We start from the raw sequence: 7567 nt of genomic DNA, 5'->3' as shown, positions 1-7567 counted from the left end.
CCCCCGCGGCGCGCGGGCCCGGCGCCCGCGGGCGGCGCGCTGGCGCCGCCCCCCCCCCCCCCCCCCCCCCCCCCCCCCCCCCCCCCCCCCCCCCCCCCCCCCCCCCTCCGCGAGCACGAGCGCCTGCGCGCCCGCCGCCGCGTCCAGCGTCGCGACCGCCAGCACCGACCCGCGCGGCACCCGCACCGCCAGCACCACCGGGCCCACGTCGGCGAAGGTCACCGCGCGCGGCAGCCGGGCGCTGACGACGACCCGCTCCACCTCCCGCGGGGTGGCGTCCAGGTGCAGCCACACCTCCGCCTGCCCGGTGGTGTCCACGTCGAGGACGACGGTGCCGTCGGCCGAGGCGCGCGTGCCGCGCAGCGCTCCACCGGCGGAGCGGCCGGCGGCGTCGAAGCGCTGCACCGCGACGTCGAGCAGGTGCGCGGCCCGGCCCCACTGCACGTCCAGCACCCAGGGCCGGCCGCTGGGCGGCAGCTCCAGCTCAGCGCCCGGGGCCAGCACCGGGCACCCGGCGCCCACCGCGGTGGCCCCGTCGGGCGCGGCGAGGTCCAGCGCGGCGCGGTCCAGCGCGGCCAGGTCCAGCACCGGCAGGCCCATGCGCCGCGCCAGGCGCCAGCGCGGGTCCCGCCCGGCACCCGGCAGCGGCACGACGTCGGTGGTGCCGCCCGACAGGTGCACGGCGGCCACGCCGCCGCGGGAGGCGACCAGGGCGCGCACGGCGGCGGCCTCCTCATGGGTGCCGCCGAGCACGAGCACGCGCCGCCCGGCCAGCGGACCACCGCCCGCGGGCACCGCCACCGCCCCCACCACGGCCTCCGCCGGGGCGCCGGCCCCGCGGGGGGTGCGCGGGCGCGGGGGCGGCGGCTCGGTGGAGCAGCGCGTCAGCGGCAGGTCCAGGTCGTAGTCGGCCGCGGCGCTCAGCGCGTGGCGCAGCACCTCCACCAGGACGCGGGTGTCGTCCTCGGCGTCGTGGGCGCGCAGCTGGCGCACCTCCCAGTGCGCGGCGAGGGTGGCCAGCTTCAGGTCCGGCACCGGCAGGTCCAGGCGCTTGGCCAGGTTGCGGGTGCACAGGCGCTGCTCCACCTCCAGCGCCACCCCGGCGCGGCGCATCTCCGCGGCCACGAAGCCCCAGTCGAAGACGGCGTTGTGCGCGACGAACACGCGCCCGGCCAGCAGGCCGGCCAGCTCGGCGGCGACGTCGGCGAACAGCGGCGCGCCCCGCAGGCGCTCCTCGGTGATCCCGTGCACGTGCACGGGGCCCGGGTCGCGCTCGGGGTCGACGAGGGTCGCCCACGTGGACTCCACCTCGCCGTGCTCGTCGACCAGCGCGACGGCGACCTGCACCACGCGGTCCCGGCCAGCGGAGAACCCGGTGGTCTCCACGTCGAGCACGGCGTAGCGGTGCGGGTAGCGAGCGCCGAACGACACCGGGGCACCGTCGTCGCGGGGCAGGACGGGCCCGGGGAGGAGCGACGTCATGGTGGATCTCCTAGCGTGGGGAAGCACCTACGACGGTGCCACGCCGGTCGGACACGACCGGCGCGCGACACGGCCGGTGACGGCGCCGCCACCCGCCCGGCCACCTGCGTGGTGACGTAGCGTCCGGACGTGGACACGCACGTGGACCCGTTGGAGATCGGCGCCCGCTGCGCCGAGCTGCTCGCCACCGGCCGGCGCGTCGCCACCTACAAGCTGGCGGTGCTCTCCGCGCTGCTGCAGCACTGCACGGAGCACCCCACCGCCCCCGGCGAGCCGCTGCGCGTGCCGATCGCCGACCTCGCCGACCGCGTCGTGGACCTGTACTGGCCGCAGGTCCGCGCCTTCTCCGGCGCGGGGGTGCTGCGGCAGAACGAGCAGGGCGGGCGCTCGCTGCCCGACGTGGTGCGCGAGCTGCGCGCCGCCGCGCACGCCGCCGGCCTGAGCACCCCCGCCCAGCTGCGCGCCTGCCTGCCCGGGGAGTACGCCCGCCGCCGCCGCGAGGTCGCCAGGACCCTCGCCCAGCAGCCTCTCACCGCCCTGCAGCGCACCGGCACCGCCGCGCCGGGTACGGCCTTCCTCTACGACGACACCTGGCTGCACAAGAAGGTCACCACCGCCGAGCTCGACGCGCACGGCTGGAGCGTCGAGCTGCACCCCGGGGTGCCGGCCGCCCTGGCCCGCGTCGCCGGGCTGCTGCAACCCGTCCTGCAGCAGTGGTGGGTCGCCGACGTGCAGCGCATGAACGCCGCCGACCTGGGCGCCCCCGACCTGCACGGGTTCCTCTTCGGCGCCGACCGCGCCGACCTCACCCCCGTGCGCGCCCCGCTCACCGACCTGCAGGCGGGCCGCTGCTTCTACTGCGCGCGCCCCCTGCGCGAGGACACCCACGTCGACCACGTGCTGCCCTGGTCGCGCGTCGCCGTCGACGGCCTGGCCAACCTCGTCGCCGCCGACCGGCGCTGCAACCTCGCCAAGTCCGCGACCCTGCCCGCGCTCGACCACGTCGCGCGCGCCCTGGACCGCGCGGACACCGACCTGCGCGCGATCGCCGCACCCCTGCGCTGGCCGGTGGAGCACGCCCGGGTCACCGGCGTCGCCGCCGCCCTCTACGCGACCAGCCCGCCGGGCACACCGCTGTGGCGGGAACCCGGCGTGTTCGACCTCCTGCGCGCCGGCGACGGCGCACGGTTCGCCGCCTGAGGACCGGTTCCCCACAGCCGAACGGGTGACGGCGGGCACGGCGCCGCCCACGGGCCCTACCGTCCCCGCGTGTTCGCGCGTCGACCGCTCCTCCTGCCCGCCGCGGTGCTCACCGCCCTCGCCGGCTGCGGGGCGGGCGGACCCGGCGACCAGCGCCCGAGCGCACCGGCGCCCCCGCCCGCCGCACCGGCCCCGGTGGCGACCCCGGCACCGGCCTCGGCAACCGCAACTGCGCCCGCGCCCGCGGTCGCGCAGCCTCCCGCGGCGCGACCGACGTTCACCCCGGTCGGCTTCGACGAGGACGACGCCATCGCGTTCGCCGCGCACTACCTGAAGGTGCTGAACCACGCACGGGCGACGGGCGACTCCGATGCGATCCGGGAGATCAGCGAGCCGGACTGCGTGGCGTGCAGAAATGACGCCGAAGTCGTGGACGTAGCCCATGCTCGCGGCCTGCGGTGGGAGAACATAATCCTCGAATTTCGAGGAGCAACGGTTGAGCACTTCGATCCAGAGTTCAACGAAGCAGAAATTCTCATGCGCATGCGGGCGTCCTCAGGTCGACTGGTCAACCCCGATGGAACGACTTTGCAGGAGTCTCCCGGTTCAGAATCCGACGGATCTATGCAGTTGAAATTTCATGATGATCAATGGTGGATCTGGGAGATGCCTCGATGAGGTCAACAGCGGCTTCGGTCGTTGTTGGATGTCTTCTCTGTTGGTTGATGCTCATCCCAATCGCACCGTCAACTGCCGCAGACCCAAGCACACGCTGGAGTAGCACCACCGCCAATGATGGGGTTGTTGTCAGCGGACGGCAGGAGAGACCAAGTCGTCGAGCTAATTCTCGTGAACCGAATCGAGCGGTACCTGCTCCCGCTTCCACTCACGAATACGTCCTCGTCTCCCCGTGCGGCCGCCCCGGCGGCAACGACGCCGACTCGCTGTGCAACGCCGCCCTCGTCTGCCCCCCGGGCGAGACCTTCCTCACCCAGTGGAGCCGCCCCGTCGGTGGCGGTGACTGGAAGCGCGGGTCCGGGGCGTGCCGTTCCTCCGGCACCGCGACGGGCCAGCCCGTGGTCCTGCCGACGATCACCGTGGAGGACGTCCGCCGCGTCGGCCTGCCGGCCGCCACGGCGAACGTGCAACCGGCGGGCGGTGACGTCGCCCTCAACGTGCCGGTGAACGTGTACGCGCAGGCGGGTGCGGTGACGCGCGACGTGCAGGTGCTGGGGTTCCCGGTGACGATCCGCGCCACCCCGTCGTCGTTCACGTGGTCATTCGGGGACGGCGGTTCCCTCGGTCCCACGACGGACCCCGGCGCCCCGTACCCGGCGATGACGACGACGCACACGTACACGCGCCCGGGCACGTACGCGGTGACCCTGACGACGACGTACGCGGCGGAGTACTCGGTCGCGGGCCGGCCGTTCCAGGCCGTGGACGGCACGGTGGACGTCGCCTCCCCGTCGGCGGCGCTCACCGCGCACGAGGGGACGACGGTGCTCACCCGCTGAGGTCGTTCCGGCGCTGCGGCCCCCTCACGGCGCCGGCACCCGGGCGGCGAGCGGCGGTGGTGCGGTCCGGCCGCGCTGTTACGGTTCCCGCAGACCTCGACGACCCCCTCGGGAGGGCGGGCGCCCGTGAAGCTGTGCGTGCTCGGCGGTGCGGGCTTCCGCACCCCCTTCGTCCACCAGGCGCTCCTGCGCGACACCGGGTCCCCGCGCGTGGACGAGGTCGCCCTCCACGACGTCGACGCCGGCCGCCTGGACGGGATGGTCCGGATCCTGCGGGAGATGTCCCGGGGGTTCCCCGACGCGCCCAGGATCACCGCGGCGACGCAGCTGGAGCCCGCCCTGGAGGGCAGCGACTTCGTCTTCGCCGCCGTCCGGATCGGCGGGCTGGTCGGGCGCTGCCGCGACGAGCGCGTCGCCCTGGACCTCGGCGTCCTGGGTCAGGAGACCACCGGGCCCGGCGGCATCGCGTACGCGCTGCGGACCGTCCCCTTCGCGCTGGGCGTCGCCGAGCAGGTGCGCCGGCTGGCGCCGGACGCGTACTTCCTGAACTTCACCAACCCCGCCGGCATCATCACCGAGGCGATGCAGTCCGTCCTCGGCGACCGCGTGCTCGGCATCTGCGACACCCCCTCCGGCATGGGGCGGCGCATCGCCGCCCAGCTCGGTCTGGACCACCGCCGCGTGCAGGTGGACTACGTCGGGCTGAACCACCTCGGCTGGGTGCGGCGGCTGGTGCACGAGGGCACCGACGTGCTGCCGCGCCTGCTCGCCGACGACGCCGCCCTCGACGTCCTCGAGGAGGGCCTGGTCTTCGGCAGGGACTGGCTGCGCACCCTCGGGGTCGTCCCCAACGAGTACCTGCACTACTACTACGCGAACCGCGAGGCGGTGCGCAGCGCGCGGAACGCGCGGGAGACCCGCGGGGAGTTCCTGCTGCGCACGCAGGGAGCGTTCTGGGAGGAGCTGGCCCGCACCACCGAGGGCGCGGCCGACCTGTGGCGCGCCACCGTCAGCGCGCGCAGCGCCAGCTACATGGCCGAGGCCAAGGGCGGCGAGCAGGGCGAGCCGGCGCACATCGGGCAACCGGAACTCGACCCCGCCCAGCAGGGGTACGCCGGCGTGGCGCTGGCCGTCATGGCGGCCGTCAGCCGCGACGAGCGGGCCACGATGATCCTCAACGTCCGCAACCGCGGCACCGTCGCCGGCCTGCCCGACGACGCGGTCGTGGAGGTGCCCACGACCGTGGACGCCAACGGGGTGCACCCGCTGACCACGGACGCGCCGGACCTGCACCAGCTGGGCCTGATGCAGCAGGTGAAGGCGGTCGAGCGGCACGCGATCGCCGCGGCCGTGCACGGCGACCGCACCGAGGCGCTGCGGGCGTTCGCCCTGCACCCGCTGGTGGACTCCGTCACCGTCGCGCGGGACCTCCTCGACGGGTACGTGCAGCGCATCCCCGAGGTGGCGGCGGTCTTCGAGCGCTGAGGCCGTTCAGCGGCCCGGGACCGAGGCCGCCTCCGCCTCGTCGTAGGCGCCGGCCGCGAACTGCACGCGCTCGGCGAGGTCGTCGAGACCCTCCGCGGCCTGGCGGGCGGCCTGGGCGAGGGTGGCGAAGAAGGCGTGCGCGGCTTCGGCCGCACGACCCGAGCACCAGGCACCGGCCGCGGCGGCTTCGGCGTCCAGCGGGACGCGGTGCTCCGCGGCCCGCCGGCCCTCCTCGCGCAACCTGACGGCCAGGTCGTGCAGCTCCGCGGTCGTCACCCCGTACCGCACCGGCTCAGCCCTCCGCCGTCCACGGGAAGGCCCGCCGCCGCCACACCAGGCGTTCCAGCCAGCCGCGCAGGTCCACCGGCAGCACGGCGAGCCCGGTGGCGGCCACGGCGGTGCTCAGCTCGTCGTCGTGCAGAGCCAGCAGGTCCTCGACCTCGCTCACGAGGGCGTCGAGGACACCGTCGGGTTCCCGGGCCAGCAGAGCCCGCTGACCCGGCCAGGGCTGGGCCTCGAGCCGTTCCAGCCCCGGACCGAGGTAGGCGCTCGCCACGACCGCGAGCGCCGGGTGCTCGCCGGCACGGTCTGAGGGCGGTAGTTCGGGGTGGGCGTCCAGCACCACCGGAGCACCGTGCGCGTCCCGCTCCACGACGAGGGCGACGTGCCTCGCCGCGATCGTCACCTGCGGCGAAGCGGTGACGACGACACCGACGGGGTGGCCGGTGTCCACGAGCAGCCGCGACCGGCGCGCACCGGGGAAGTCCCGCACCCACGCGTCCACGAGGTCACCAGTCGCGCTCAGCGCGTCGGTCACGACCGCGGTGAGGTCGACGTCCGGGTCGAAGCCACCCGTGCGCTGCAGGGACGGTGCCTCACGCAACGGCGCCGACCGGTTCCGTGCTCCACCACCCACGTCAGTGCCGGCTTCGAGGCGGCGCTCGAACCAGTCCGCCCACGCCGACCACGAGGTCCCCTCCGGGGGCTCGGCGGGGTGACCGGTGACCTGCTCCACGAGCGCGCGCGGGTCCGCGGTGCTGCGCAGGGCGGTGCGCCACTGCTGCAGAGCCGTGGCAGCGCGGGCCGGGTCGGCTGCGAGCACCGTCTCTACGGCCGCCCGCGGGTCGAACCAGTGCTCGACGGCGTCAGCGGCCAGCGGGGACAGCACCTGCAGCAGGTCCCACCCGTCCTCCCAGGTCGGCAGGTCCTCGGGGAACGAGGCGAGCACCCGGGGAGCCGTCGTAGACAGGTCCAGGCGCACCACCGCGCAGGAGACCGGCCGCTCGCTGACGTTCGCACCGTCGCGCACGAGGAGGTGACCGGCCGAGGCGGGCACCGGGACCCGCAGCTCGATCCAGGGCTCGCGCCGTGAGGCGGCGTGGCGCACCTGCTGCTCGTGGTGCTGCAGGGCGCGCGTGGTCCACAGCTCAGCGGTGCGCCGATCACTCCACCGGGACGCCCGTGGCACGGGTGACAGGACGCGCACCGGTGGGCGCTCGAAGGCCGTCATGGTCCTCCTCTGGTCGACGCCACGACCGTAGTGACCAGACCTGACCGCGCTGCGTCTTCCACAGGTACCTCGTCGAGGACTTCTCCGTCCACAGACTCGTCGGCACTCGAGGAATCGACTTCACAGTCGAGAGCACCCGCATCGTCGTCGAGAGTTGGTGAACGCAGGAAAGGCCCGTGCCCCCCACCAAAGGGGGCACGGGCCTCATCCACACCCAGCACCCCCCACCCAACAAGGAAGGGGATGCCGTCTCACCAGAAGTGAGTGGCCGGCGGTGTCCTACTCTCCCACCCAGTCTCCCGAGCAGTACCATCGGCGCTGGTGGGCTTAGCTTCCGGGTTCGGAATGTGACCGGGCGTTTCCCCACCGCTAT

General features: G+C 74.8%; 7 protein-coding genes and 1 rRNA gene. 4 read left to right on the top strand and 4 right to left on the bottom strand.

Going from position 1 to position 7567, the window contains the following annotated elements; all coding sequences use genetic code 11:
* A partial coding sequence (locus ACRYR7_RS23075) for an exonuclease domain-containing protein (RefSeq protein WP_432574506.1) occupies positions 1-1482 on the bottom strand: 1482 nt, incomplete at its 3' end.
* Between the two features lie 129 nt (positions 1483-1611).
* Here ACRYR7_RS23075 and ACRYR7_RS23070 point away from each other — a divergent pair.
* The 4 genes from ACRYR7_RS23070 to ACRYR7_RS23055 all read left to right on the top strand — a co-directional run bounded on the left by ACRYR7_RS23070 (position 1612) and on the right by ACRYR7_RS23055 (position 5684).
* A complete protein-coding gene (locus ACRYR7_RS23070; protein ID WP_432574505.1) occupies positions 1612-2682 on the top strand; it encodes an HNH endonuclease in 1071 nt (356 codons plus the stop codon).
* A gap of 69 nt (positions 2683-2751) precedes the next feature.
* On the top strand, positions 2752-3360 hold the full coding sequence (locus tag ACRYR7_RS23065) for a DUF6318 family protein (RefSeq protein WP_432574503.1): 609 nt from the start codon (positions 2752-2754) through the stop codon (positions 3358-3360).
* Between the two features lie 398 nt (positions 3361-3758).
* Positions 3759-4199, top strand: a complete 441-nt coding sequence (locus ACRYR7_RS23060) for a PKD domain-containing protein (protein ID WP_432574502.1) — start codon at positions 3759-3761, stop codon at positions 4197-4199.
* A 126-nt stretch (positions 4200-4325) separates the two neighbouring features.
* A complete protein-coding gene (locus tag ACRYR7_RS23055; protein ID WP_432574501.1) occupies positions 4326-5684 on the top strand; it encodes a 6-phospho-beta-glucosidase in 1359 nt (452 codons plus the stop codon).
* A 6-nt stretch (positions 5685-5690) separates the two neighbouring features.
* Here the strand turns inward: ACRYR7_RS23055 and ACRYR7_RS23050 are convergent, their stop codons facing one another.
* The 3 genes from ACRYR7_RS23050 to rrf all read right to left on the bottom strand — a co-directional run.
* A complete protein-coding gene (locus ACRYR7_RS23050) occupies positions 5691-5960 on the bottom strand; it encodes a hypothetical protein (protein WP_432574499.1) in 270 nt (89 codons plus the stop codon).
* Positions 5961-5976: 16 nt separating this feature from the next.
* Entirely contained in the window at positions 5977-7194 is a 1218-nt protein-coding gene (locus ACRYR7_RS23045) for a hypothetical protein (protein ID WP_432574498.1), read from the bottom strand.
* Between the two features lie 266 nt (positions 7195-7460).
* Positions 7461-7567 (bottom strand): 5S ribosomal RNA (gene rrf / locus ACRYR7_RS23040); the annotation flags it as partial.

This window comes from Kineococcus gurbantunggutensis (genome assembly GCF_050871925.1).
GTDB lineage: Bacteria > Actinomycetota > Actinomycetes > Actinomycetales > Kineococcaceae > Kineococcus.
Note: the sequence above shows the minus strand (reverse complement) of the source record. Positions and strands in the feature narration are given on the sequence as shown.